This window comes from Telluria sp. AIW5 (genome assembly GCF_056680575.1).
In genome coordinates this window covers 1,722,865-1,747,223 of the sequence record NZ_CM155289.1, presented here as the reverse complement: position 1 = coordinate 1,747,223, position 24,359 = coordinate 1,722,865, and the positions used below count along the sequence as shown (strand labels likewise).

Below are 24,359 nucleotides of genomic sequence, written 5' to 3'. Positions count from 1 at the left end.
ACCTAATTGAGCTTTACTGAGCCAGCTCGTGCGGAAAGTATTTGATGACGCAGTCGAAAGGATTCGGCGCGGCCTGGCCCAGGCCGCAGATCGACGCGTCGCGCATCACCTGCGACAGTTCGCCCAGCAGCGGAACGTCCCAGACCGGCTGGTTGATGATGTCGAGCGCTTTGGCGGTGCCGTTGCGGCAGGGCGTGCACTGGCCGCAGGACTCGTCCTTGAAGAACGCGAGCGTATTGCGCGCGGCGGCGCTGGCGCTGTCGCGATCCGACAGCACGACCACCGCGGCCGAGCCGATGAAGCAGCCGTAGGGCTGCAGCGTGTCGAAATCGAGCGGGATGTCGCCCATCGACGCCGGCAGGATGCCGCCCGAAGCGCCGCCCGGCAGGTAAGCGTAAAAACTATGGCCGTCCTGCATGCCGCCGCAGTATTCCGCGATCAGCTCCGTGATCGTGATGCCGGCCGGGGCCAGTTTCACGCCCGGTTCGCGCACGCGGCCCGAGACCGAGAACGAGCGCAGGCCACGGCGGCCATTGCGGCCGTGGCTGGCGAACCAGTCGCCGCCGCGCTCGAGGATCTCGCGCACCCAGTGCAGCGACTCGAAATTGTGTTCCAGCGTAGGCCGGCCGAACAGGCCCACTTGCGCCACATACGGCGGACGCAGGCGCGGCATGCCGCGCTTGCCCTCGATCGATTCGATCATGGCCGACTCTTCGCCGCAGATGTAGGCGCCGGCGCCGCGCCGCAAATGAATTGGCGGCATGCCCTGCACCGGAGGATCGGCGCGCAGTTTGTCCAGCTCGGCTTCCAGCATCGCGCGGCAGCCGTGGTATTCGTCGCGCAGGTAGATGTAGATGGCCTCGATGCCGACCGCCCAGGCGGCGATCAATGCGCCTTCCAGGAAGCGATGCGGATCGCGCTCGAGGTAGACGCGGTCCTTGAAGGTGCCGGGTTCGCCTTCGTCGATGTTAATTGCCATCATGCGCGGGCCGGCCTCATTGCGCACGATGCGCCACTTGCGGCCCAGCGGGAAGCCGGCGCCGCCGAGGCCGCGCAGGCCCGAAGCTTCCAGTGTGCCGATGACTTGCTCGACATCGCGCAGGCCGGCGACGCAGTCGCGCAGCAGCTGGTAACCGCCGCTTTGGCGGTAGTCCATGAAACCGATGTGGCCTGTCACCTTGTCCGTCGTCACGCCGGCGGTGGCCTTGGCCACGATGGTATCGACGGTCGCGTTTGGAATCGCATGCTGCCCCACCACCGCCGCCGGCGCCTGCTCGCAGCGGCCGATGCAGGGCGCTTCCAGCACGCGCACTTCGCGTCCGAGCAGCGCCGGGAGTTTATCCAGCAGTTCCTTCGCGCCCGCCATCTCGCAGGACAGGCCGGCGCAGACGCGCACCGTCAGCGCCGCCGGGGCCAGCTCTCCCTCTTTGACCACGTCGAAGTGGTGGTAGAAGGTGGCGACCTCGTAGACCTCGGTCTGCGCGAGGCGCATTTCCTGGGCCAGCGCCGCCATGTGGGCGCTGGACAGGCAGCCGAAGTGGTCCTGGATCTTGTGCAGGTGTTCGATCAGCAGGTCGCGCTGGCGCGATTCGCTGCCAAGCAAAGCCTGGACCTCGGCGAGTGCCTGCGGGTCGACGCGGCGGCCCTTCGGGGCTTCGCGCTTGCGCTGGCGGCTGGCGCCGGCGTTAGCGACGGCGATCGGGATGATGGGGTGGTTCATGATGCGTCCCAGGTTGTGATCTGTGTTGCGTTGGTTTGTTGTGGCAGTGTGGCATGCGAGCGATGTAACGCGTGGGCATGCCCACCCTACGTTACGCCACGGTCCGTGATGCCGCGAACCGTGGTGTCAATCCGTGTCGGCGGTGCACCGTAGGGTGGGCATGCCCACGCGGTGCACCGCTCGAACAGCGATTACTTGAACAGCACCGACGCCTTCTGCAGCGTCACCCACACGCCGAACATCAGCGGAATACCGACCGCCAGCCAGGCGAATGCCGTGACGAACGGGCTGCTGGCAACGCCGGCACCGCTGCCGCCGACACGCGTGCCGCTCACCGCGCTGACGTCGCGTTCCTGCGCCAGCTTCTTTTCATGCGCCAGTTCGGCATCGCTCATGAAGTGCTTGTCGGCCAGCGGACGGATCATCGTGTTGAGCACGATGCCCACCAGGATCAGGCCAGCCAGCACGTACATCGTCACGTCATAGGCTTGCGCCTTCGGCACGCCATGGGCGATCTGGTACTCGCGGATGTAGTTGATCAGGATCGGACCCAGCACGCCGGCGGCGGCCCAGGCGGTCAGCAGGCGGCCGTGGATCGCGCCCACCATCTGCGTGCCGAACAGGTCGGCCAGGTAGGCCGGCACGGTCGAGAAACCGCCGCCGTACATCGACAGGATGATGCAGATGAAGGCCACGAACAAGGCCAGCTGGCCGGTGTGCGCCAGCGACGGAATCGACACGTAGAGGACGAAGCCGAGGATCAGGAAGACGAAATAGGTCGCCTTGCGGCCGATGTAGTCGGAGCACGATGCCCAGGCAAAGCGGCCGCCGATGTTAAACAGCGACAGCAGGCCGGTAAAACCGGCGGCAATCGCCGCGATCTGGCTCTTTTGCGCCGCATTCAGGTCATTGAAGCCGAGGTCGACGCCGATCAGGCGCCCGCCGAACACTTCCTGCAACAGCGGCGAGGCCATGCCCAGGATGCCGATGCCGGCCGAGACGTTCAGGAACAGCACGCCCCAGATCAGCCAGAACTGGGGGATGCCCCAGACGCGGCTGGCGTGCACGTGGCGCGCGGTGATCATGGTGTTGGCGGTCTGCGCCGGCGGGGTCCAGCCTGCAGGCTTCCAGCCGTTGGCGGGCACGCGGTAGGTCAGCGCGCCGGCGACCATGAACACGAAATAGATCGCGGCCAGGGCCAGGAAGGTTTCCCACACGCCGACCGAGGTGGCGGTCGCAAAATGCTTCATCAGCTTGTCGGCCAGCGGCGCGCCGATCATGGCGCCGCCGCCGAAGCCCATGATGGCCATGCCGGTCGCCATGCCGCGGCGGTCCGGGAACCATTTGATGAGCGTCGAGACGGGCGAGATGTAGCCGAGGCCAAGTCCGATACCGCCGATGACGCCGGAACCGATCCACATCAGCCAGATCTGGTGGGTGTAGATGCCCAGCGCCGAGATGACCAGGCCGCCGCACCAGCACACTGCCGACACCAGGCCGGCCTTGCGCGGACCAGCGTGCTCGAGCCAGCCGCCGAACAGCCAGGCGGCCAGGCCCAGGAAGACGAAGAACAGCGTGAACATCCAGCCGAGCATCGAAATCTTCCAGTCGCAGGTGGTCGAGAGGATCTCGGCCATGAAACCCATGTCGGCCGCACAGGCCTTGGACTCGGTGATGCCGAGCGCTTTCGACAGCGGCAGCCAGAACACCGAGAAGCCGTAGGCCATGCCGATGCACAGGTGAATCGCCAGCGCCGCGGGCGGTACCAGCCAGCGATTGAAGCCCGGTCCCGCGACCGTCCGCTCCTTATCTAAAAAACTGAATAAAGCCATGTCCCCTCCTTTGTTGTAGGGCTTCGGCCAGCCGCTTGCAATCTGGCCGCCGAGCCCTTATAAGTATGTAATATGCTTTTTAAAGCATATCTGTCAGGCATCTTTTCTTGCCCGCCGAGGGTAACATGATGCTTTTGACAGCGAAATAGGCTATTTTTAGCATATGCTCAAGGTTCACATTCGCCCGCACTGGGAAATCAGCGTCAAGGGAGAGGCACCGCTCGATACGCAGGACCTGCTCGGCCTGTTGCTGTCGATCCAGGACACCGGTTCGATCGCCCAGGCGGCAAAAAGTGTCGGCCTGTCCTACCGGTATGCATGGGGTTTGCTGCGCTCGGCGGAAAGCCTGTTCGGCGAACAATTGCTGCAGACCGGACGCGGGCGCGGCACGGCCTTGACGCCGCTGGCGCAGAAACTCGTGTGGGCCGACCGCCGCATCGCCGCGCGCCTGTCGCCGACGCTGCACAGCCTCGCCTCGGAACTGGAAGCGGAACTGGCGCACATCACCGCCAACAAGCTGCGCACCCTGCGCATGGATGCGAGCCATGGTTTCGCGGTGGCCGCGCTGACTGGCTGCATCGACCGCGACGCCCTGCCCTTCGACCTGCGCTACCGCACCAGCACCGACGCGGTCGCCGCGCTGGCGCGGCGCGAATGCGACCTGGCGGGCTTTCACATTCCGCTGGGACGCTTCGAAGCGCCGACCGTCGCCTGGTACCTGCGCTGGCTCGATCCGAACCAGCATTGCCTGGTGCGCGTGGCGGGCCGCGAGCAGGGGCTGATCATGGCGCGCGGCAATCCACTTGGCCTGCGCGGCCTGGCCGACCTGGCGCGCCCCGAGGTGCGCTTCGTCAACCGCCAGGCCGGCTCCGGCACGCGCATGCTGCTGGAAATGATGCTGGCGGCGGACGGCCCGCCCCTGGAAAGCATCAATGGCTACAACAGCGCCGAGTTCACGCATTCGGCGGTGGCCGCCTACATCGCCAGCGGCATGGCCGACGCCGGCATCGGGATGCGCGCCGCCGCCGCCCAGTTCAAGCTCGATTTCCTGCCGCTGGTGCGCGAAGACTATTATTTTGCGCTGCGCCTCGACGCCGTCGACGAGCCGGCCATGCGCCAGCTGCTCGCGCTGATGCGCGATCCTTCCTACCACGCGCTGGTGGCCGCCCTGCCCGGCTATGACCCTGCCGGCACGGGCGAACTGGTCTCGATCGCCGAGGCATTTTCGCTGTCGGCGTAAAAAGAGCTCGGCGGAAACGTCGCTTCCTTGCGCCCCTTGTCTGCGCAAGAAGCGCGCTACCTCCCGGCCGGTCTTCACGGCGACTCCTGCGCTCGCTCAAGCAAGCGGCCTCGTCCATCGCTAGATTGGAGTCTTTGCCCGCAGCGTGCGCGCGGGGAGGACGTCATGCTCGACAGATACTTCATCACGCTCGGTGCGGCGACGACGGCGGGCGGCAAGGTCGCCTCGAGCAGCCGCTTCGAGACGATCGATGGCGTGCCGGTGGCGGTCGAGGGCGACATCTGCTGGTGCCCGAAGTGCCTGTCGGAAGGCGTGATCCGGGCCGACGGGCCGCGCCTGTCCGAGCCGATCGACGGCCGCCAGGTCGCCCTGCACGACGACCTGTGCATCTGCAAATGCCATCCCCCGCCGCGGCTGGTCGCTGCGCAAACATTGCTGTGCCAGTCGATCGACAGCGACTGGTATGCGGACGCGGTGGCGGCGGCCGTGCAGGCAGTGGCGGACGCCAACGCCGCGGCCATCCCGCCACCGGCACAGGAGCGCCTTCCACTCGCGCTGGTCGACATCGGCACGCAGGAGCCCCTCGCGAACCGCCCTTACCGGCTCGAGCTGCCGACCAGGGTGGTCGAGGGCACGCTCGATCACGAGGGCCGGACCGACCCCCTGAGTGCGGACGAACGCGACGCGGTCCTGGCCGGGCGGGCGGCAACGATCATCGCCTGAACCGCCAGCCGTTCCTTTATTGCATCGCCGAGGAGCCTACCAATGCAGGCCAGTTATGTCCCCGGGGGGCCGAACCCCTGGTTTTCCAGACACAAATACTTCGGCATTCCCATCGGCAGGAACGTCAAGCCGGTCCGGGAGTGCACGCTGCATCACTGCGTCGGGCCGGCGGCCACGGTGGAAAAGGCGATCGCCGTTCCCATCCTGACGCCGGAATACCTGTGGGGCACGTTTCAGGTGGAGGCGGAGGAGATTATCAAGGTGGACGGCAGCTTCGAGGGCAACGACCGCGAGCGCAATAAACGCATCAACGCCGCCTACGCCAGGTTATGGCTGGCCGACAGCCGCTTCCAGTGGGCGGGACTGGCGGCGTTTGCGTCGAAGCAGGTCGGGTGCGGGCTGCTGCATTCGGCCGAGACCATCGAGAAGAACCGCCTTGAGCGCGAGCGCCTGCAGTTGTCGCTTGCCGGCGCGATGCCCGGCGCAGAAGCGGCGGTCGGGCTGCAGGCGGGCATGGAAGCCGGCGCGGCCTACATGTATCAGAAACTGGGCTTCGGGAATGCGCACCTGTTTCTGGATATTTATCCGCTGCACAGGTTTTACATGGAGCGGGGGTGGCAGGAGTTCAATGACTATCTTGCCAAGAGGCAGAACGATAAATATCCGTTTCATTGGGCGGTCAACCGGGACAAGCTGCGGTTCGCAACGCCATTTGTCGAGATTAGTCAGGCGTTTCGCGAGATCGAGCAAGGGAACCTGGCGCTTAGTGTCGAAAGGCTGGCTCAGCATGAGCAAGTGAACATCCTCCAGAAGATCCTATATGACGACGCAGTTCTGCAGAAGCTGCTGGCCATGAATCAGTATGCCTGGGCGACCGGATTTCCGACCGGAGACTACGAAGAAATCAAGCTGACCCTGTCGGCCGAATGCCGGGCCAAGACCGGCTTCACCTCCTGGTTCTCGCGGAACAAAGATGCCAAGTTGTGGGTCGCTGACGAGCGCATGCAGTTCGTGAGGCGGACCGCGGAACGATTTAACCAGCTCCTGAACAGCCCCGATCGGCCCCGCGTCGAAGCTTCGCTCCGGGCGATCGCCGCTGGCGGAGGCGTCGCATGAAAGGCCGGTATCGATTCCTGGCCCTGGCGGCGGGCCTCATCGTCGCCGCCATCTGGTGGAATTCCCGCACGCCTGTACCGACCATGTTGTCGTTTCGCCCCGGCCAGCCTTTCGAGGGCGTCGTGAAGGACTCGACCTATCCAGTGATGACCCGGTCGAATCTACCCTCCGAATCCGAAAGCGGCTGGGGCGCGACCTGGGTTACGGAGCCGGCCGTCATCGTCCGTCTCAACGATTCCCAACACGGGTTCACCCTGCCACCTACAAAGTTTGCCGCACTGAGCTACCAGCAGAACGTAGTTGCCTCGCTCGCCACCTCGCCCATGATCGAGGAGTTGCCCTTCGACGAAGCCGTCGCAGTGCTGGAGAACTTGCAAAACCAGTTCAAAGTCGGCGGCTGGGAACCATGGGTCGACAACGACAGCGTCTGGTTCGACCTGACGCCAGCGGGCAGGAAGCGGCTGTATGCTCGAATGTTCGAGCCGGGATACATGCAGACGGCAACCTTACGCATCCCGAAGTTGTATGGCATGGTCTTCCGGCTCAAGTGCACCGAAGGCTGCTGGACGCGCGAACCGCCTTACCGCTTCCTGATCGACATCGGCGTCGGCGATGATGTTTATGGATGGGAACGGGGAGACCCGAGTATCTCGGAGTCGTCGCACCCCGCGGCAAGTCGAAAGGGCATGCAATGAAGACGCGTCCTTACCCGCTCGCCATCGCGGTTGCAGCCCTCACCTTCGCCGCTTCTTCCAGTCGTAATCCGGCCCCGTCACATCCACCCCCGGATGCCCCACCACATCCGGGTGCTCGGAACACATCGTAATAAAACGCACACCCTCGCCGCCGCGCTGGCGGCGCCTTAACTCTTCCATGAAGCCCATCGCCTTGACCATCTCCTCGGTGCCGAAACCCTGGGCATGCGGGCGGCAGTCGCTTTCCTCAATAACCGTCCAATACACCATATACATATGTCTACTCCCAGCGCGATTTTGTCGGAATTGCCGAATAAGCAAGAATGTATCAGTTTTTCGCGCCGCCCGGAAACGGAAGAACACGATTTGGCAGCAGTTAGCATATATTTAGCAGAGGAAATGGATACGAAGACAAAAAGTAGGACTAGTCCGAAATGTGTCTTATATGTTCGCCAGTTCACATTACAGCCTGCATAGGGCCGTTAGTCTAGGGCCTGTCTCATTACTAGCAGGTATTTCTCATGAACATTGAAAAGCAGATCCAGCCTGAGACCGCAACCGAGCTGGCGCTTTGGGGCGGCCTGGAATGCACGGTCAACCGTGTACGCGACAATTACTTCAGCCAGATGGAACGCAATGGCCACGCCGACCGCGTGGAAGACATCGAGCGCTTCGCCTCGCTCGGCATCAAGGCGATCCGGTATCCGGTGCTGTGGGAGCGCACTGCCCCGAACGGCATCGAGAACGCCGACTGGTCCTGGTCGGACGCACGCCTGCCCGCGCTGCAGCGCCTGGGCGTCACCCCCATCGTCGGACTGATCCACCATGGCAGCGGCCCGGAACATACGAGCCTGGTCGATCCGGCCTTCCCCGAAAAGCTCGCCGAGTACGCCGGCGCGGTAGCCCGGCGCTACCCCTGGGCCGAGTACTACACCCCCGTCAACGAACCCTTGACGACAGCGCGCTTTTCCGGCCTGGCCGGCGTCTGGTACCCGCACGGGAAAAGCCACACGACCTTTATCCGCGCCCTCCTGAACCAGTGCAAGGCCACCGTGTTGTCGATGCGCGCGATCCGCGCCGTCAACCCGGACGCCAAACTGGTGCAGACCGACGACCTCTCGAAAACCTACGGCACGCCGGAAATGGCATGGCTGGCGAACTTCTTCAACGAACGGCGCTGGCTGGCCTGGGACCTGCTGTGCGGGAAAGTCGATCCCCAGCACGCACTGTGGAATTACATGCTCGAATCGGGCGCCACGCGCGACGAACTGCTCTGGTTCCGCGACAACACCTGCCCGCCCGACATCATCGGCGTCAATTACTACGCCACCAGCGAGCGCTGGCTCGATCACCGTACCGAGCGCTATCCGAAGGACCGCGTCCACGAATACGACGGCGTCCCGCATGCCGACATCGAGACCCCGCGCGCCCTGGCCACGCCGACGCCCGGCATCGGGCCGCTGCTGCAGGAAACCTGGGACCGCTACGGCCTGCCGATCGCGGTCACCGAAGCCCACATCGACGCCAACCGCGAAGACCAGATGCGCTGGCTGCTCGAAATCTGGAATGCCGCGCAGAAGACGAAAGCCGGCGGCGCCGACATCCGCGCCGTCACCGTCTGGGCCCTGCTCGGCTCCTACGACTGGAACTGCCTGGTCACCGAATGCCGCGGCTATTACGAGCCGGGTCCCTTCGACGTGCGCGGACCGCAGCCGCGTCCGACCGCGGTGGCGAGCCTGATGCGCGAACTGGCCAGCGGCCGTCCGCTGTCGAACCCCGTGCTGCAGGGCCAGGGCTGGTGGCGCCGGCCGGGCCGCTTCCTGTGCAAACCGGTCGCGACCCGCACGGCGGTGGCCGACATCGCGGTGCGCAGCCAGTTCAAGTCGAATCATGTGCAGCCGATCCTGATCACGGGCGCCACCGGCACCCTCGGTTCGGCCTTTGCCCGCATCTGCGAAAAGCGCAACCTGGCGCACCACGTGCTGACGCGCCAGGAGATGGACATCACCGATCCGGCCTCGGTCGAAGCGGCGATCCAGCGCTTCAAGCCCTGGGCCATCATCAACGCCGGCGGCTATGTGCGCGTCGACGAAGCCGAACGCGATGTCGACGGCTGCATGAACGGGAACACGCACGGCCCGACCGTGCTGGCCCTGGCCTGCATCCGCCATGCGCTGCGCTTCATGACCTTCTCGAGCGACCTGGTGTTCGACGGCGGCAAGGACACGCCGTATGTCGAATCCGATCCGGTGGCGCCGCTCGGCGTGTACGGCCGCAGCAAGGCCGAATCCGAGCGCCGCGTGCTGGAAGCCGATCCGCAGGCCCTCGTGATCCGCACCAGTTCCTTCTTCGGCCCGTGGGACAAGCATAACTTCGTCACCCAGGCGCTGGCGGCGCTCAAATCCGGCAAGCCGTTCACGGCGTCGAACGACCTGGTCGTATCGCCGACCTATGTGCCGGACCTGGTCAACGTCAGCCTCGATCTGCTGATCGACCGCGAGCGCGGCGTCTGGCACCTGACCAATGGCGAAGCCGTGACCTGGGCCGAGCTGGCGCGCAAGGCCTGCGAAGTGGCCGGCGTCGATGCGCGTGCGCTGGAAGAGCGTGCGGCGACGGAGCTCGGTTACGTGGCGGTGCGGCCGCATTACTCGGCGCTGGGCAGCGAACGCGGCATGCTGCTGCCTTCGCTCGACGATGCACTGGCGCGCTACATCAGGGCGCTGGAGGAACACGCGGTGGACGACGGCGAGATGGTCGGGGAAGCGGCGCATTACGCGCGTTGATGGGAGCAGGCCATCCGAACATCGATGTCCGGGTGGCTGACGGCCGCTGACGCTTCGCGAAACGTTGCGGATGATCGGCCGTCGTACCGCGTGGAGTCGGGACTCCACCCTACGAACAGCGACGAATCGTAGGGTGGAGTCCTGACTCCACGCGTTTTCGTGCTCCGGCACACCCGACCGTTTCTACGAGCTCGCGCGAGGCGAGGCTTCGCGCGGCTGTGCGGATGATCTGCTGTACGAACGCGTGGGCTCAAGAGCCCACGCGTTTTTCGTGTCCCAACCCGCCCCGACGCGTCGACTCGCCTTACCGCCCGAGCATCGGCCCCAACTCACGCCACACGATCGGCGCGTCCATCTGTTCGAGACAATTGTGATGCCCGAGCGGACACTCTCGCTGCCGGCATGGCGAGCAATCGAGGCGCAGCGACAGCGCGCGCGCCATGTCGGAAAACGGCGGTGCGTGCTCCGGGTCGGTCGGCCCGTACAGCGCCACCACCGGCCGGTTCAGACCCGATGCGACATGCAGCAGCCCCGAATCGTTCGCCACCACGCCCTCTGCGCGCGCGATCAGGGCGATCGCTTCGTCGAGCTGCGTCCGGCCGGCCAGGTTCAGCATGGCGCCGGCCGCGGCACCGGCGTTCGCTACGACCTCGTCGCAGGTCTCGCGGTCCTTGGGCGAACCGAGCAGCGCGATCTGCGCATCGCCATGTGCGCCAATAATCGCCTGCGCAAGCGCGCCGAAGTGGCGCGGCGGCCAGCGCTTGGCCGGGCCGAACTCCGCGCCCGGCGCAAACACGACTAGCGGCCGCCCCGCTTCGACGCCATGCCGCACGCAGGCGGCTTCGATGCGCTCTTCCGGCACGTGCAGGCGCGGCCGCGGTGCGCCCGCCAGCGGCGCGCCGGGAGAGAGCGCCAGCGCCGCATAGAAGGGCACCATCGGCCGCGGCGGCGTGTCGTCGAAGTGCATCACGTTGACCAGGCCATAGCGCATCTCGCCCTTGTAGCCGACCCGGTGCCGGATGCCGGCCAGCCAGGGAATCAGCGCATATTTCAGGGTGTTGGGCAGGACGTAGGCCTCGGCATAGCCGCGCGCGCGCAGCAGCTGCGCATACTTCCAGCGCTCGCGCAGCTGCAAGGCCTTGTGGCGGAACGGGGTTTCGAGCACGGTGTCGACTTCCGCCACCGCGCGCCAGACCGGCGCCACCGACGGCGGGGACAATACGTCGATCGGGCGCCCCGGTTCCCGCTCCTTCAGCCGCTGCAGCAGCGGCTGCGCCATCACGGCGTCACCGATCCAGTTCGGCGAAATGACGAGGGTGCGCCCAGCGCTCATTGTTCGACTGCCGTCGCCGCGAACTGCAGCCGGTACAGGTTGGCGTACATGCCGCCCTGCGCCAGCAGTGTGTCGTGCGTGCCCTGCTCGACGATGCGGCCGTGCTCCATCACCACGATGCGGTCGGCGCGCTCGATGGTCGACAAACGGTGTGCGATGACGATCGTGGTGCGCCCCGCCATCAGGGTGTCGAGCGCGGCCTGCACGGCGCGTTCGGATTCGTTGTCGAGCGCGGAGGTCGCCTCGTCCAGGATCAGGATCGGCGCATCCTTGTAGATCGCACGGGCGATCGCCACGCGCTGGCGCTGGCCGCCCGACAGGCGCATGCCGTTCTCGCCGATCATCGATTCCACGCCGTCCGGCAGGCGCGCCACCACATCCGTCAGGTGCGCCGCCTTCACGGCCGCGGCCAGGCGCTCGTAGTCGATGTGCTCGGCGCCGTAGGCGATGTTCGCCGCCAGCGTGTCGTCGAACAGCACCACGTTCTGGCTCACCATCGCCAGCTGCGCGCGCAGGCTGGCCAGGCGCAGGTCGGTATAGGGCACGCCGTCGAGCAGGATGCGGCCGGCGTGCGGATCGTAGAAGCGCGTGGCCAGGCTGACGAAGGTGGACTTGCCGCCGCCCGAGACGCCGACCAGCGCCACCGTCTGGCCGGGGGCGATGTCGAGCGTGATGTCCTGCAGCGCGAGGTTGGCGGCGTTCGGATAGCGGAACGAGACGTTTTCGAAGCGCAGGTGGCCGGAGACCGCCCCCAGCTCACGGGTGCCGGTGTCCGTCTCGACCGGCGAGTCGATCATCTCGAACACGGTTTCGGCCGCGGCGATCCCGCGCTGCATCGGCCCGTTGACCTCGGCCAGCGATTTCAGCGGCGTGAGCAGCATCAGCATCATCGTCACGAACTGGGTGAATTCGCCGACCGTCATGTTGGCGCGGATCGCCAGCACGATCACCAGCGACAGGGTCATGGCGGTGGCGATCTGCGTCACCGGCGTCGTGGCCGCAAAGGCGACGGTGCTGCGCTGCGAAAAACCGCGCAGCGCTTCGCTGCGCATGTCGAAGCGGCGCCGCTCGTAACGCTCGCCCGAAAACACGCGGATGACCTGGTGGCCGCGCGCCGCTTCCTCGACCACCTGCGTCATCTCGGCGGTCACGCGCTGGTTCTCGCGGTTCAGGCGGCGCAGGCGCTTGGTGGTGGTGCGGACGATGACGGCGGTGAGCGGCATCACGACGATCGCCACCAGCGTCAGCTTCCAGTTCAGGTACAGGAGCGTGCCCAGCAAACCGACCACGATCAGCGTGTCGCGCACGAAGGCGATGAAGACGGAGTTGATCATGTCGACCACCTGGCGCACGTCGCCGATCACGGTGTTGATGATCTTGCCGGTCGACTCTTCGTGGAAGCGCGCCACGGGCAGGCGCAGCAGGCGGTCGAACAGTTGTGCGCGCAAGTCGTTCAGCACGCGGCTGATGACCCAGTTGTTCAGGTAGGCGGTGGCGAAGGTGCCGATCCCGCGCAGGACGAAGACCGAAATCAGGATGGCCGGGATCCACCACAGGGAAAATTCGACCTTGTTCTTGAAGCCCCGGTCCAGCAAGAGCTGGAGCGCCTTGCCCAGCATCGGCTGGGTGGCGGCGGTGAGCGCCATCGCCAGCAGCGCCATGTAGGCGCGGCTGCTGTAAGGCTTGATGAACGCCCATAGGCGCTTGACGATCACACTGTTATCCATAAGGTCTTTCGATTGCGGGTGCAGGCCGGCCCCAGGCGCGCACGCGCGCGGCCACGGCCTGCGGCGTGATGGCCGCCATGCAGCTGCAGGCGGCGGGGTCGGCACAGCCGGCGCAGGGCTGCGGTGCGCACAGCACCTCGGCCCGCGTGCCGAGCGCGCCCCAGCGGGCGGGATCGATCGGTTTGATCGGCGGGAACAATCCCAGCGTCGGCCTGCCCAGCGCGGCCGACAGGTGCAGCGGCCCGGTGCCGCTCGCCACCAGGCCGTCGCAGGCGCCGATGAGCGCCAGCAGGCCGTCGAGACTGAGCGTGCCACACAGGTTACTGACGTTTGGCAGCGCCAGCAAGTCCGGCGCGTCCTGCGCGATCAGCTTGCCCTCGGCCGCGCTGCCGGTGACAAACAGGCGGAGGTCGGGGTCTGTGGCCAGTTCGCGGGCAAGTGCCGTGTACTGGGCCAGCGGCCATTCCCGTCCGTTGCCGTTCGACTTCGGATGCAGGATGACGTGGCGCCGGCCGGGGACCAGCAAGGCGTCGACGGCATCATCCTGCGGCGCGTCGAGCCCGTACAGCGGCGGGATCCCGGCCAGCGGCGGCAGGTAGTCGATGCCCAGTGGCCGCAGCAGCGCAAAGTTCAGCTGCGCTTCGTGTAACTCGGACTTGACGCGGCTGAAGTGGGCCAGCCGGTTGCAGGTCAACCAGTGATACAGGCGGTGGCTGGTGCCGACCCGGTTCGGCACCCGCGCCCGGCGCGCCGCCTTGGCCAGCCTGCGATCGGGATAGGCAAAGATCACGGTGTCGTAGGCGCCCTGTGCGAAAAAGGCGTCGAGCTCATTTGCCTCCTCCACCGCCACCACGCGGTCGAGGAAGCGGCAGTGGCGCATCGCCGGCGCGACATAGGCGCGGCACAGCAGGTCGACCTGCGCCTGCGGAAAGCGCGACTTCAGGTAGCCAGCCAGCGGCAGCGTCAGGACGACGTCGCCGATGTTGTCGGTGCGGCAGATCAGGATGCGGTCAAGCGTCGCGCGCATGGGGAACCTGTAAGGCAGAGGGTGCAGTAGGGGACAAACCTTGCGCCGCCAGGCAGAAGCCCGCCAGCACGCAGACCATGGTCGCGTAGAACACCTTGGTCATCATCAGCCAGAACATCACGTCGGTCAGGCCGAAGGCGACGAAGCAGATCACCAGCAGCATGCCGGCCAGCGCGGGCGCGGCAGCCGCCGGCGGCCCCCCGTGCAGCATACGCGAGAAGAAGACGAAGGGCGCGCCGTACATCAGCAGCAGGAAGGCGAGATCGAGCAGGCCGCCGGTGGCGAGGGTATTCAACACGTCGTTGTGGGCACTGCTGAAATCGATCGCCATGGACTTCTGCAGCCGCCCTTCCTTTTCCAGCGCCAGCAGGGTCGGATGGAAAGCATCGCGGCCGACGCCGAGCACGGGGTGCTCGGCGATCATCATGCCCGATGCCTTCCACAATTCGAGGCGGATGCCGACGTTGGTGTTGACCTCGTGGTCGCGGTAATAGCGCTCGACGTCCGACACCGCATCGGCGACCCGGCGCGCGATGCCGGCCTGCGGCAGCAAATAGCCGCCAACGCAGGCCAGCAGCACCAGGCCGACCGCATAGCGCATCGTCTTGCCGTGCATGCGGCTTCCGTATTTCAGCATCGGCCACAGCACCAGCAGGAGGCCGAGCCAGGCGCCGCGCGAACCGGAAAAAACCGCGGCCAGCACGCCGCACAGCAGGGCGAACGGCGGCAGCCAGGCCAGGCGCGTGCCGCGAAACTCCGACAGCGCGCAGAACGACATAACGCCCATGGCCACGGCCAGGTCGCCGAAGGTGATCGGGTGGTGGGTAAAACCCTCGACCCGTTCGATGCCGAGGAAGAGGGATTGCCAGCCGCCGATCAGCGCCGCGCCGATCGTGCCGACGCACAGGCCGATCCAGAACAGGCGGATGCGCGGGCGCAGGATGCCGACGAAACCGATGCAGGCGATCGTCAACATCACCCGCGACGGCCCGTCCAGGACGCTGATCGGGTGGCCGAACCAGAGCATGCGCAGCAGCGTCACCAGCGCATAACCGCCGAAGCCGAGCGCGATGAAGCGGATCTGGCGCGCGTGCGCGCGGTAGAAATCCGCCAGCCCGCGGCGCAGCAGCAGGCCGGCCGAGAGCAGGACCACGAACAGGACGAGATGCATGCCGAAGCGGGTCGTCAGGGTGGACGCGGGCAGCAGCAGCATGAGCCAGCTTGCCGCCGTGCCGGCGCGGTCGCGCGCGCCCACGGGCCCTGCCGGTCTGGTTGTTTCCATCGTCATCGGGGAGCGGCGCGTGCGGGCTGTGGAGAAGGCCGGATTATAGTCGAAGCTCCAACAGGGACGAGATGCGGCCGAACCCGCAGTTGCAGACGACCATCAGTACTCTACCGCCACGGCCTTCGCCCCCAGCGTCAGCTCGAGCGCCTGCTTGAGGGCGTCCGACGGCGCCACGCGCCACTCGTCGCCCAGCTGCAGGATGCAGTCGACGTTGGCCGGCTTGATGCGCAGGCTGACCGGCAAGCCGTCCGGGTGTTTATACGGCGCCAGCACCTCGGCGATCTTTGCCGGGCTGACCGTGCAGGCCAGGTCCATCTCCAGCTTGTGGCCGTACTGGATGCGCGAGCTGGCCAGGTCGTACACCTTCTCCGCCGTGATGCGCAGGCCGCCGTTGAAGCGGTCTTCCGACACCTTACCGACCACCAGCAGGAATTCGTCTTCCCGGAACGCGTTTTTATTCGCCTCGAACACTTCGTTGTAGACCGTGACTTCGACCACGCCGGTCTTGTCGTCGAGCGCGACGATCAGGATCTTGCCGCGCTGGGTCATCTGCGTGCGCACGCCCGTGATCACGCCGCACAGCATGCGCGGCTCGCGCGACGGTTCCAGGTCCTGCAGGCGGGTGCGCGCGAAACGCCGCACTTCCTGGGAATAGATGTCGAACATGTGGCCCGACAGGTAGAAGCCGAGCGCGGTCTTCTCTTCCGACAGCTTCTGGCGGTCGGTCCAGGGCAGCGCTTTCACGTATTCCGGCGGCGCCACCAGGTCGGAATCGTCACCGCCAAACAGGCTGACCTGGTTCGCGGCGGCCGCTTCCTGGCCCGCCACTTCCATCGCAAAGCTGACCGACGCCAGCAGGATCGCGCGGTCGACATTGAAGCAGTCCATCGCGCCGGCGCGGATCAGCGACTCGATCGTGCGGCGGTTGATCGCCTTGCGGTCGACGCGCTTGCAGAAGTCGAACAGGTCCTTGAACTTGCCGCCCTCTTTGCGCGCCGCGACGATCGCTTCGATCGCGCCCTGCCCTGCGCCCTTCACGCCGCCCAGGCCGTAGCGGATATTCGTGACCTGTTTCCCGGTGACGGATTTCGGCTCGCCTTCCGGCGTGAAGCGGAACTGCGATTCGTTGACGTCCGGCGGCAGCAGCGTCAGGCGGCACACGTCGATCGAGTCCTCGACCAGGATCTTGATCTTGTCCGTGTCTTCCATCGCCAGCGACATGTTGGCTGCCATGAAGGCGGCCGTATGGTGCACTTTCAGATAGGCGGTATGGTAGGACAGCAGCGCGTAGGCGGCGGCGTGCGATTTATTAAAACCGTAGCCCGCGAACTTCTCCATCAGGTCGAAGATTTCGTCCGCCTTCTCTGTCGACAGGCCATCCTTGGCGGCGCCGGCGCGGAAGATCTCGCGGTGCTCGGCCATCTCTTCGGCCTTCTTTTTACCCATCGCGCGGCGCAGCATGTCGGCGCCGCCCAGCGAATAGCCGCCGACGATCTGCGCCATCTGCATGACCTGCTCCTGGTAGACCATGATGCCGTAGGTCTCGGACAGGATGGACTCGGTGCGCGGATCGGGATAGTCGAACTTCTCGCCGTGCTTGCGCTTGCAGAAGTCGGGGATCAGGTCCATCGGACCCGGACGGTACAGTGCGACCAGCGCAATGATGTCCTCGAAGCGGTCGGGACGCGCATCCTTGAGCATGCCCTGCATGCCGCGCGACTCCAGCTGGAAGATCGCGACCGTCTTCGCATCCGACAGCAGTTTATAGGACGGGCGGTCGTTCAGCGGCAGCTTGGCGAGATCAAACTCGCTCTCGGCCGGATCGAGCGCCTTGATGTAGTTCACCGCGCGGTCGAGGATCGTCAGCGTCGTCAGGCCCAAAAAGTCGAACTTCACCAGGCCCACGGCCTCGACGTCGTCCTTGTCGTACTGCGAGACGACGCCGGCGTCGCCGCCCTGGGTGTACAGCGGACAGAAGTCGGTGAGTTTGCCCGGCGCGATCAGCACGCCGCCGGCGTGCATGCCGATGTTACGGGTGATGCCCTCGACCTGCTGGGCCAGTTCCAGCACCTGTTTGACTTCTTCCTCGTTCTCGAGGCGTTCCTTGAGCAGCGGTTCTTCCTCGATCGCCTCGGCAATCGACACCGGCTTGCCCGGCTTGAACGGAATCAGTTTCGAGATGCCGTCGCAGAAGTTATAGCCGTAGTCGAGCACGCGGCCGACGTCGCGGATCGCGCCTTTCGCCGCCATGGTGCCGAAGGTGGCGATCTGCGAGACCGCGTCGCGGCCATATAAATCCTTCACGTGCTGGATGACGCGGTCGCGGTTTTCCTGGCAAAAGTCGATGTCGAAGTCGGGCATCGAGACGCGTTCCGGGTTCAGGAAACGCTCGAACAGCAGGTTGTACTTCAGCGGATCGAGGTCGGTAATGAGCAGGCAGTAAGCCACCAGCGAACCCGCACCCGAACCGCGGCCCGGACCGACGGGCACGCCGTTGTCCTTGGCCCACTGGATGAATTCGGCCACGATCAGGAAGTAGCCCGGGAACTTCATCTTGTTGATGGTATCGGTCTCGAACTTCAGGCGCTCTTCATAGCGCGGGCGCGCTTCTTCGCGCTTGACCGGGTCCGGATACAGGTGCTCGAGGCGCTTCTCCAGGCCCTTCTTCGACTCGGCCACGAGGAATTCGTCGATCGTCATGCCGGGCGGCGTCGGGAAGTCCGGCAGTTGCGGCTTGCCGAGCGTGAGCACGACGTTGCAGCGCTTGGCGATTTCGACCGAATTGGCGAGCGCGCCCGGCAGGTCGGCGAACATCTCCGCCATCTCGGCCTGGGTCTTGAAACACATCTCTTCGTTGAAGCGGCGCACGCGCTTGGCATTGGCCAGCATCTCGCCCTCGGCGATACAGGTGCGCGCTTCGTGGGCGATGAATTCGTCCTTGCTGATGAACTGCACCGGGTGCGTCGCCACCACCGGCAGCCCGAGGCGCCCGGCCAGCGCCACGGAATGGCGCACGGCCTGCTCCTGGTTCGCCGCGCCGGCGCGCTGGATCTCGATATAGAAATGGCCGGGGAAGATGCGCGCCCAGCGCGCGGCATTGCGTTCGGCGCGCTCGATGTCGCCGTTGTCGATCGCCTGGCCGACGTCCCCGAAAGAGGCGCCCGACAGCACGATCAGGGCGTTGGCCTGGTCGGCATCCGGGTGCAGCGTCGAGGTGGACGTGGCCAGCGCTTCGAGCCATTCGGCGCGAAACTCGGCGCGGCCCTTGTACTGGTTGGTGAGCCAGGCTTTGGACAGCAGGTCGCACAGCTGCAGGTAGCCGGTGTGGTTTTTTGCCAGGATGAGCAGGCGCGAAGGTTTATCGCGGTTGTCGTCGTTGGTGATCCAGGCGTCGACCCCGACGATCGGCTTGATCCCCTTGCCGCGCGCCGCCTTGTAGAAGCGCACCATGCAGAACATGTTGGCCAGGTCGGTCACGGCGAGGGCCGGTTGCTTGTCCTTGGCGGCGGCGCCGACCAGGTCGTCGATGCGCACAAGGCCGTCCACGATCGAGTATTCGGAGTGGACGCGCAGGTGGGTGAAGGTCGGGGAAGTCATACCGCTATTTTACCTCGCTCATCCGATCCGGGCAGCGTCGGCTTTCCGCCACGGGCGATGCACGACGCCGCCACGGAACCGTGGTTGCAAATCAGCAACGGCGTCGAATGGGCTGCCGTTCGCAGGCAGGCCGCGGCCAGCGCGCGGGCCTCAGGCCTGCTTGAAAATCCAGTATTTACCCAACAAAAATCCATTCACCGAAATCACCCCCAGCGACACCAGCTTGCCGTACAGCGGAACGCCCGTCAGCGAAATCGAGATGGCCACGATGCCGAGCGTGATCAGGTAGTTGAGCGCGACGACGCACAGGTAACGCGTGAACGTGGCGGCGCTGGCGATGTTCTTGAACGTGACCTTGGCGTGGAAGACGTAGTTCACGATCAGGCTCGTCAGGAAACCGGCCGTCGTGGCGAGGAAGGGATTGACGTGATTGACGATCAGCAGCTGCATCAGGCCGACGTCGATCGCGGCGCACACCAGGCCGCCGAAAATATAGACCGCCAGTTGCGGGGACAACATGCCTAGCTGTCGCATCGCAGGCGCCGCAAGGAGACTTTCTTTTGGAGCGGGCGCTTCGGCACCGACGCGATATCGTAGGCGATGAAGGCCAGGATCAGCTGCATGCCCATGAGGATCGGCATCGCCGCCAGCATCACCGTCCCCGCCGGCGTCTCGACACCGGCCCGGGCCGACTGGACCCAGTGCGTGCCGCCGTAGATGATGCCGCCAAATAGCATCGCCAGCCCGACCGGCAGTTCGATCGAGGCCAGCGACATGTTGCGCAAATAATAATTGTAGAACAGGCGCTTGACGAAATTGCGGATATGTTTCGCGAAAAATTCGGTGACGATGCGCGACACTTTGAGGTTACTGACCTCGTCGCCATAACTGGCATCCATCGGCACGTCGGCGACGACGGCCTGCACGGTATTCAGGCGAAACAGGATGTCGGTTTCGAAGAAATAACGGCGGCTGATTTTCGCGAACGGCAAATGGCGTGCCGCTCCCGCATGAATCGCGGTGAATCCGTTGGTCGGGTCGAACAAATCCCAATACCCGGACGAGAGCTTGGTCATGAACGACAATACCGCGTTACCGAACAGGCGCAGCGGCGGCATCGAGCGGATCTTTTCCAGGTCGAAGAAACGGTTGCCCTTGACGTAGTCCGCTTCGCCCTCGATGATCGGCGCGACAAACAGGGGAATCAGGCGCGGGTCCATCTGGCCGTCGCCATCGACCTTGACGATGACGGTCATGCCGTCCTCGATCGCGGCCTGGTAGCCGCTCATCACGGCGCCGCCGACACCCTGGTTTTCGGCGTGGACGATGACTTTCACGCGCGGATCGGTACATTGCGCGCGTACCAGCTCGCCGGAGCCATCCGGGCATTTGTCGTCGACCACGTAAATGCGCGTGACTTCGGGGCCGATACCGGCAATAACGCCGAGGATATGCCGGGTTACGCGGTAACTGGGTATGACAACAGCGATAGCGACGTCGGGAATCATGTACAGCCTGAAAAATGTCGAAAATTCCCCCATTATTACCGAATAGCCAACAAATACCAAGCAATTGCGTGCCCGCCGGGCAGGCGGCGCCGTCGGCGCATTTACAACGCCGGGCGGACTGGACGAGTCGCTCGCCTTATAATAGCCGGCGTACACGACCCACTCCCGAACACTCATGCAAGTCAAAACCCATTTAGCTGACGCGGCCGGCGGTTCCGTTCCAGGCCAGGCTGGCCCCTACGTCAACATCGCCGCCTATAAATTCGTCAGCTTCGACGACACAGAGGAAATGCGCCCGCGCTTCCAGGCGATCTGCGCGGAGCTGAGCCTGCGCGGCACGATCCTGCTGACGCCCGAAGGCATCAACATGTTCCTGTCGGGCCTGCCGGCCGACATCGACGCCTATCTCGCCTGGCTGCGCAGCGACGCGCGCTTCGCCGATATCGACGTGAAGTACAGCCATTCGGAAGAACAGTCGCACAAGCGCATGCTGGTGAAGATCAAGAAAGAGATCATCACCATGCGCATGCCGCTGATCAAGCCGGAACTGGGCCGCGCCCCCTCGGTCGAAGCGACCACCCTGAAGCGCTGGCTCGACCAGGGCCACGACGACAACGGCAAGCCGGTCGTGATGGTCGATACCCGCAACGATTTCGAGGTCGACGTCGGCACCTTCGACAACACCGTCGACTACCGGATCGCCAAGTTCACCGAGTTCCCGGAAGTGATCGCCGCCCACAAGGACGATTTCGCCGGCAAGACCGTGGTCACCTTCTGCACCGGCGGCATCCGCTGCGAAAAGGCGGCGATCCACATGCAGAACATCGGCTACGACAACGTCTATCAGTTAGAGGGCGGCATCCTGAAGTATTTCGAGGACGTCGGCGGCGCCCACTATTCGGGCGACTGCTTCGTCTTCGACTACCGTACCGCGCTCAATCCGAAGCTCGAGCCGACCGTCACCACCCAGTGCTTCGCGTGCCGCGCCGTGGTCACGCCGCGCGAACAGCTCTCGCCGCAGTACGTGTACGGCGTGTCGTGCCCGCATTGCGCCGGCGCCAGCCAGGCGTAATGAACCCGGGCCGGCAGCGATGAAAAGCCTGCTGCGCGGCTGGCTGCGCCGCCTCAAGCACAGCAACTGGGCGCGCCGGATCGTGTTTCCGCTGCTGCAGCGTTTCCCGCAGCTGCAAGGGCCGCTGCGCCGGCTGTCGGAAGGCGCGGCGCCCGCTCCCGCCGTGTCGGCGGCGGCCCTGGCGCCGGACTGGCCGGGCCCACTGCCCGCCGACTACGTGAACATGCCCGAAGCGGCCCGCAAGGTCCTGCTCGACCTTGCGCGCGCGGCCGCGCCGGACCGCTAGTCCATCCCATGCGCATCGTCATCGATCTCCAATCCTGCCAGCAGGCCGACAGCGCGCCGGCGCGCACACACCTGGCGCTGGCGCAGCAGATGGCCCGCAGCGCCGAGGGCCACACGCTCTGGATCGCCTTCAGCAACCAGTTCCCGGCACGCCTTGCAGTGCTGCGGGCGGCCTTCGCCGACCTGCTTCCAGCCGACCGGATCCTGGTGGTCGACACCCCGGCCCCGGATGGCAGTGCGCGCGTCCAGCGCATGCTTGAACTCATCCGTGACAATTGTTTCGCCGCCCTCGGCGCCGACCTGGTTTTCGCGCCCGAGGCGCTCGACGGCGCCGCCGCACCTGCCGCCGGCCTGGCCGGGCCGGCGCGTCCATACCTGACGGCCGTCGGCATCGGCGGCCGCCTGCCGCAGTCGGCGCAGGAGGCCTGGGAGGCGATCGGAGCGCTGCTGCGCGCGCGGCCTGCAGAACCGGCGGCGGCGCCGGCAGCCCGGCCGACGCTCGCCTGGGTCTGCACGCACCCGCCCCAGGCCGGCGCGCAGGACGGGGCGGCTGGCTTGCTCGCCGGACTGGCGCGCTTCTACGACATCCAGCTGGTCGTGCCGCCGGCCGCGGTACCCGGCACGGCTCGCGGCTTCCCGGTCCACGATCTCGCCTGGTTCGACCGCCATGCGGCCAGCTTCGACCGGATCGTCTACCAGGCCGGGAATTCGGTGGCCCATGCGGGCATGCTCGACCTGCTGGCACGCCATCCCGGCATCGTCGACCTGCACGATTTCTTCCTGGGCGAGGCGGTCCAGGCCCGGCAACACGGGGGCGGCGCGGCGCCGGACCTGCGCGAGGCGTTGTTCCATTCGCACGGCTACGGCGCGCTGGCCGGCTACGCCGCGTCCGGCGCCCCGGCCGCGGCGGCGCATTATCCGCTCAACAGAGAGGTGCTCGATGCCGCGACCGGCGTCATCGTTCACTCGCCCGCCATGGCCGGCCTCGCGGACGCCTGGTATGGGGACGGCAGCAGCGCGCGTTGGCGCACCGTGCCGGCGCCGGCGGCTGGACGCGACTATGCCGACGCCATCGAAGCGTTCGCCACAGCCAGTCCGGCGGCGCATTACCAGGCGCTGCTGCGTGCGATCCGCGCCCTTGGCATCCCGGCCGACGCACGGCACCCGGAGCTGGTCGCCGCGGCGCAGGCCATCGCGGCCAACCAGCCGCCGGCGCGGCCACGCCAGCTGCTGGTGGACGTCTCGGCCATGGTCCAACTCGACATGAAGACGGGCATTTCACGGGTCGTGCGCAGCATCCTGCTGTCGCTGATCGAGGCGCCGCCGCCCGGATACCGGATCGAGCCGGTGTACGCCAACGGCGCCGGTGGGCGTTATCGCTACGCGCGCCAGTTCACGTTCGCACTGGCCGGCATCGCGCCGGTCGGGGTCGAAGACGCGCCGATCGCACACCGGGCCGGCGACGTCTTCCTCGGCCTCGACCTGGCCCCCGGTGCGACAACGCCCAACGCCGCGCTGCTGGCGGACATGCGCAACCACGGCATCGCCCTCCATTTCGTGGTGTACGACATGCTGCCGCTGCTGCAGCCGGACGCCTTCGCCTACGGGTCGACGGCTTACTTCCAGCGCCATATCGAGACCATCGCGCAGCAGGCCGACAGCCTGGTCTGCATCTCGCGCGCCGTTGCCGACGAGCTTGCCGAATGGCTGGCGGCGCACCCACCGCCGCGGGCGGCGCCGCTGCGCATCGGCTATTTCCACCTGGGCGCCGACCTTGCCGCCAGCGCCCCAAGCACGGGACTGCCGGCCAACGCGCAGCAGGTGCTCGACCGGGTGGCGCAATGCCCCACCCTGCTCATGGTCGGCACCGTCGAACCACGCAAGGGTCACGAACAGGCGCTTGCAGCCTGCGAGTTGCTGTGGTCGCGAGGCGTCGCCGTCAACCTCGTCATCGTCGGCAAGCCCGGCTGGCTGGTCGAGCGGCTGATCAGGAAAATCGAAAAGCACCCGCGGCTGCACGAGAACCTGTTCTGGCTTCCCGGCGCCTCGGACGACATGCTGACCAGGCTGTACGAGTCCTGCGCGGCGCTGCTGGCGGCGTCGAAGGGCGAAGGCTTCGGGCTGCCCCTGATCGAGGCGGCGCGCCACGGCCTGCCGATCCTCGCGCGCGACCTGCCGGTGTTTCGCGAGGTTGGCGGGCAGCACGCTTTCTACTTCGACGGCGCCGATGCGGCCGCGCTGGCCGCGGCGATCGGGGACTGGCTGGCGCTGCGCGCTTGCGGGCAGGCCCCGCCATCGAGCGGCATGCCCTGGCTGAACTGGGCGCAGAGCACGCAACAATTGCTGGCCGCCGTCCTCGGCCGGGAATGCTACCGCAGCGTCGCCGGCGTGCCGCCGGCAGCCTAGCCGTTTTCGT

At 66.0% G+C, this 24,359-nt stretch carries 18 protein-coding genes; 8 read left to right on the top strand and 10 right to left on the bottom strand.

Features of this window, described 5'->3' with window-relative positions:
- Positions 1-13: 13 nt before the first annotated feature.
- Together AC1MEM_RS07715 and AC1MEM_RS07710 are read right to left on the bottom strand one after the other, a co-directional pair.
- The gene (locus tag AC1MEM_RS07715) at positions 14-1,720 is read right to left on the bottom strand and encodes an NAD(P)H-dependent oxidoreductase subunit E (protein ID WP_499476412.1); all 1,707 of its coding nucleotides are present in this window, start codon (positions 1,718-1,720) and stop codon (positions 14-16) included.
- A gap of 191 nt (positions 1,721-1,911) precedes the next feature.
- Positions 1,912-3,552, bottom strand: coding sequence for an OFA family MFS transporter (locus AC1MEM_RS07710; RefSeq protein WP_499476411.1), 1,641 nt, complete (start codon positions 3,550-3,552; stop codon positions 1,912-1,914).
- A gap of 163 nt (positions 3,553-3,715) precedes the next feature.
- On the opposite strand from AC1MEM_RS07710, the gene AC1MEM_RS07705 reads away from it, so the two are divergent.
- The 4 genes from AC1MEM_RS07705 to AC1MEM_RS07690 all read left to right on the top strand — a co-directional run bounded on the left by AC1MEM_RS07705 (position 3,716) and on the right by AC1MEM_RS07690 (position 7,326).
- Positions 3,716-4,792: a substrate-binding domain-containing protein gene (locus tag AC1MEM_RS07705; RefSeq protein ID WP_499476410.1), complete on the top strand. Its 1,077-nt coding sequence runs from the start codon at positions 3,716-3,718 to the stop codon at positions 4,790-4,792.
- 165 nt (positions 4,793-4,957) lie between these two features.
- Positions 4,958-5,515, top strand: a complete 558-nt coding sequence (locus tag AC1MEM_RS07700; protein WP_499476408.1) for a PAAR domain-containing protein — start codon at positions 4,958-4,960, stop codon at positions 5,513-5,515.
- A 42-nt stretch (positions 5,516-5,557) separates the two neighbouring features.
- Positions 5,558-6,631 (top strand): DUF2515 family protein, encoded by a 1,074-nt coding sequence (locus AC1MEM_RS07695; protein WP_499476406.1) that lies wholly within the window; start codon positions 5,558-5,560, stop codon positions 6,629-6,631.
- Positions 6,628-7,326: a hypothetical protein gene (locus AC1MEM_RS07690; RefSeq protein ID WP_499476404.1), complete on the top strand. Its 699-nt coding sequence runs from the start codon at positions 6,628-6,630 to the stop codon at positions 7,324-7,326. Before AC1MEM_RS07695 ends, AC1MEM_RS07690 begins: the two co-directional genes overlap by 4 nt.
- 39 nt (positions 7,327-7,365) lie before the next feature.
- Here AC1MEM_RS07690 and AC1MEM_RS07685 read toward each other — a convergent pair whose 3' ends face one another.
- Positions 7,366-7,602: a hypothetical protein gene (locus tag AC1MEM_RS07685; protein WP_499476402.1), complete on the bottom strand. Its 237-nt coding sequence runs from the start codon at positions 7,600-7,602 to the stop codon at positions 7,366-7,368.
- 245 nt (positions 7,603-7,847) lie between these two features.
- On the opposite strand from AC1MEM_RS07685, the gene AC1MEM_RS07680 reads away from it, so the two are divergent.
- Entirely contained in the window at positions 7,848-10,109 is a 2,262-nt protein-coding gene (locus AC1MEM_RS07680; protein ID WP_499476400.1) for a family 1 glycosylhydrolase, read from the top strand.
- Positions 10,110-10,413: 304 nt separating this feature from the next.
- Here the strand turns inward: AC1MEM_RS07680 and waaF are convergent, their stop codons facing one another.
- The 7 genes from waaF to AC1MEM_RS07645 all read right to left on the bottom strand — a co-directional run bounded on the left by waaF (position 10,414) and on the right by AC1MEM_RS07645 (position 20,586).
- Entirely contained in the window at positions 10,414-11,442 is a 1,029-nt protein-coding gene (waaF, locus tag AC1MEM_RS07675) for a lipopolysaccharide heptosyltransferase II (protein ID WP_499476398.1), read from the bottom strand.
- Entirely contained in the window at positions 11,439-13,169 is a 1,731-nt protein-coding gene (msbA, locus tag AC1MEM_RS07670) for a lipid A export permease/ATP-binding protein MsbA (protein ID WP_499476396.1), read from the bottom strand. Before msbA ends, waaF begins: the two co-directional genes overlap by 4 nt.
- Positions 13,162-14,196 (bottom strand): glycosyltransferase family 9 protein, encoded by a 1,035-nt coding sequence (locus AC1MEM_RS07665; protein WP_499476395.1) that lies wholly within the window; start codon positions 14,194-14,196, stop codon positions 13,162-13,164. Before AC1MEM_RS07665 ends, msbA begins: the two co-directional genes overlap by 8 nt.
- On the bottom strand, positions 14,180-15,478 hold the full coding sequence (locus AC1MEM_RS07660) for an O-antigen ligase family protein (protein WP_499476394.1): 1,299 nt from the start codon (positions 15,476-15,478) through the stop codon (positions 14,180-14,182). Before AC1MEM_RS07660 ends, AC1MEM_RS07665 begins: the two co-directional genes overlap by 17 nt.
- A gap of 102 nt (positions 15,479-15,580) precedes the next feature.
- Entirely contained in the window at positions 15,581-19,078 is a 3,498-nt protein-coding gene (gene dnaE / locus AC1MEM_RS07655) for a DNA polymerase III subunit alpha (RefSeq protein ID WP_499476392.1), read from the bottom strand.
- A 150-nt stretch (positions 19,079-19,228) separates the two neighbouring features.
- On the bottom strand, positions 19,229-19,597 hold the full coding sequence (locus AC1MEM_RS07650) for a GtrA family protein (RefSeq protein ID WP_499476390.1): 369 nt from the start codon (positions 19,595-19,597) through the stop codon (positions 19,229-19,231).
- A gap of 2 nt (positions 19,598-19,599) precedes the next feature.
- Positions 19,600-20,586: a glycosyltransferase family 2 protein gene (locus AC1MEM_RS07645; RefSeq protein WP_499476389.1), complete on the bottom strand. Its 987-nt coding sequence runs from the start codon at positions 20,584-20,586 to the stop codon at positions 19,600-19,602.
- A 175-nt stretch (positions 20,587-20,761) separates the two neighbouring features.
- Between AC1MEM_RS07645 and AC1MEM_RS07640 the strand changes: the two genes are divergently transcribed.
- From AC1MEM_RS07640 to AC1MEM_RS07630, 3 genes are read left to right on the top strand one after another with little or no spacing between them, the layout of a single operon-like run.
- Complete coding sequence (locus tag AC1MEM_RS07640; RefSeq protein WP_499476388.1) at positions 20,762-21,658, top strand: sulfurtransferase; 897 nt, start codon at positions 20,762-20,764, stop codon at positions 21,656-21,658.
- A gap of 19 nt (positions 21,659-21,677) precedes the next feature.
- Positions 21,678-21,944, top strand: coding sequence for a hypothetical protein (locus AC1MEM_RS07635; protein ID WP_499476386.1), 267 nt, complete (start codon positions 21,678-21,680; stop codon positions 21,942-21,944).
- An 8-nt stretch (positions 21,945-21,952) separates the two neighbouring features.
- Positions 21,953-24,349, top strand: a complete 2,397-nt coding sequence (locus AC1MEM_RS07630) for a glycosyltransferase family 4 protein (protein ID WP_499476384.1) — start codon at positions 21,953-21,955, stop codon at positions 24,347-24,349.
- Positions 24,350-24,359: the final 10 nt, after the last annotated feature.

Bases quoted from the DNA above. Each gene is read 5' to 3' on its own strand.
- AC1MEM_RS07715 (WP_499476412.1), bottom strand. From the start codon at position 1,720: ATGAACCACCCCATCATCCCGATCGCCGTCGCTAACGCCGGCGCCAGC.
- AC1MEM_RS07710 (WP_499476411.1), bottom strand. From the start codon at position 3,552: ATGGCTTTATTCAGTTTTTTAGATAAGGAGCGGACGGTCGCGGGACCG.
- AC1MEM_RS07705 (WP_499476410.1), top strand. From the start codon at position 3,716: ATGCTCAAGGTTCACATTCGCCCGCACTGGGAAATCAGCGTCAAGGGA.
- AC1MEM_RS07700 (WP_499476408.1), top strand. From the start codon at position 4,958: ATGCTCGACAGATACTTCATCACGCTCGGTGCGGCGACGACGGCGGGC.
- AC1MEM_RS07695 (WP_499476406.1), top strand. From the start codon at position 5,558: ATGCAGGCCAGTTATGTCCCCGGGGGGCCGAACCCCTGGTTTTCCAGA.
- AC1MEM_RS07690 (WP_499476404.1), top strand. From the start codon at position 6,628: ATGAAAGGCCGGTATCGATTCCTGGCCCTGGCGGCGGGCCTCATCGTC.
- AC1MEM_RS07685 (WP_499476402.1), bottom strand. From the start codon at position 7,602: ATGTATATGGTGTATTGGACGGTTATTGAGGAAAGCGACTGCCGCCCG.
- AC1MEM_RS07680 (WP_499476400.1), top strand. From the start codon at position 7,848: ATGAACATTGAAAAGCAGATCCAGCCTGAGACCGCAACCGAGCTGGCG.
- waaF (WP_499476398.1), bottom strand. From the start codon at position 11,442: ATGAGCGCTGGGCGCACCCTCGTCATTTCGCCGAACTGGATCGGTGAC.
- msbA (WP_499476396.1), bottom strand. From the start codon at position 13,169: ATGGATAACAGTGTGATCGTCAAGCGCCTATGGGCGTTCATCAAGCCT.
- AC1MEM_RS07665 (WP_499476395.1), bottom strand. From the start codon at position 14,196: ATGCGCGCGACGCTTGACCGCATCCTGATCTGCCGCACCGACAACATC.
- AC1MEM_RS07660 (WP_499476394.1), bottom strand. From the start codon at position 15,478: ATGGAAACAACCAGACCGGCAGGGCCCGTGGGCGCGCGCGACCGCGCC.
- dnaE (WP_499476392.1), bottom strand. From the start codon at position 19,078: ATGACTTCCCCGACCTTCACCCACCTGCGCGTCCACTCCGAATACTCG.
- AC1MEM_RS07650 (WP_499476390.1), bottom strand. From the start codon at position 19,597: ATGTTGTCCCCGCAACTGGCGGTCTATATTTTCGGCGGCCTGGTGTGC.
- AC1MEM_RS07645 (WP_499476389.1), bottom strand. From the start codon at position 20,586: ATGATTCCCGACGTCGCTATCGCTGTTGTCATACCCAGTTACCGCGTA.
- AC1MEM_RS07640 (WP_499476388.1), top strand. From the start codon at position 20,762: ATGCAAGTCAAAACCCATTTAGCTGACGCGGCCGGCGGTTCCGTTCCA.
- AC1MEM_RS07635 (WP_499476386.1), top strand. From the start codon at position 21,678: ATGAAAAGCCTGCTGCGCGGCTGGCTGCGCCGCCTCAAGCACAGCAAC.
- AC1MEM_RS07630 (WP_499476384.1), top strand. From the start codon at position 21,953: ATGCGCATCGTCATCGATCTCCAATCCTGCCAGCAGGCCGACAGCGCG.